Here is a 1,143-nt window from a genome sequence, read left to right as displayed (position 1 = left end):
GTCCTCGCTCGGCCAGGTGGCGGCCTGGACCCGCCCCCGCGCGGCGAGCCCGGCCCGCCGGGCCGGGTCGGCCAGCAGCCCGCCCACCGCCGATGCCAGCGCGTCGGCGTCGCCGTAGGGGACCAGGACGGCGGCGTCCCCCACCAGCTCGGGCACGCCCCCGACCGCCGTGGCCACCAGCGGCACGCCGGCGTGCAGCGCCTCCTGCGCGAAGGGCGAGCGCGCCGTCCAGCGGGACGGCAGCACGGCGACGTCCGAGGCGGCCAGCAGCCGCACGGCCTCCGCCGCCCGGGTGACACTGCCGATCAGCCGCACCGGAAGCTCCTCGGCGTCGATACGCGACTGGAGCGCGGCCCGGAGGCTGCCCTCCCCCGCGACCAGGACCAGCGGCGCCGGGTCGAGCCGCCGCCACGCGCGGGCGGCGGTGAGCAGCACGTCGTGCCCCTGCTGCGGCTCCAGCCTGCCCATCGTGAACACCAGCGGCCTGTCCAGCGCGCCGATCTCGGCCCGGACCTTGTCCCGCCCCTCGTCCTCGCCGTCGGCGGCCCGCGGACGGCCGGCCGCCGGCACCGCGACGGGCGCGAGGCGGGCGTCCCTCGCGCCGCGCCGCCGCGCCCGCTCGACGAGGTCGGAGCTCGCGCCCAGCACCACCCGGGCCGCCCGCACCACCCGCCGCTCCAGCAGCCGGGTGAGGCGCGCCCGAAAGCCCTGGGAGAGCGTGCGGTTGTGCCAGGTGACCACCAGCGGTGTGGTGTCCCGCCGCCCGCCGAGCGCGATCGCGGCCATCAGACCGGCGCGCAGGCCGTGCGCGTGGACGAGGTCGGCGCCGGCGCACACCGCACGCAGCGAGGCCAGCGTCTCCGGTTCGGTGCGCGCCGAGACCGGGGCGAAGCCGGCGCCGACCTGGCTGAAGCCGTAGGCCAGTTCCGCGCCCGCCGGCGCGCAGACCGTCACCTGGACGCCACGCGCGACCAGTCCGGCCGTCAGCGACCGCACATGCGCGCCCGTGCACGCCGAACCGCCGCCGAGTACCTGCACCGTGTGCAACGGACGCCCTCGTTGAGGCATCGGCGGCACCGGCGGCACGGGCGGCACGGTATGGCTGGTCACGACGGGTCGACTCCCGGAGTCGGGGAAGGGGGA

1 protein-coding gene is annotated in these 1,143 nt (G+C 78.6%); it reads right to left on the bottom strand.

Translation table 11 applies throughout. The features are described from left to right. On the bottom strand, nt 1-1,068 hold a 1,068-nt coding region (locus GL263_RS26935), incomplete at its 3' end, for a glycosyltransferase family 4 protein (protein ID WP_182858341.1). Nucleotides 1,069-1,143: the final 75 nt, after the last annotated feature.

Origin of the sequence: Streptomyces durbertensis, assembly GCF_014156695.1 — a bacterium.
GTDB lineage: Bacteria > Actinomycetota > Actinomycetes > Streptomycetales > Streptomycetaceae > Streptomyces > Streptomyces durbertensis.
The sequence above is the reverse complement of the archived record's forward strand: the minus strand, read 5'-3'. Positions and strand labels throughout refer to the sequence as shown.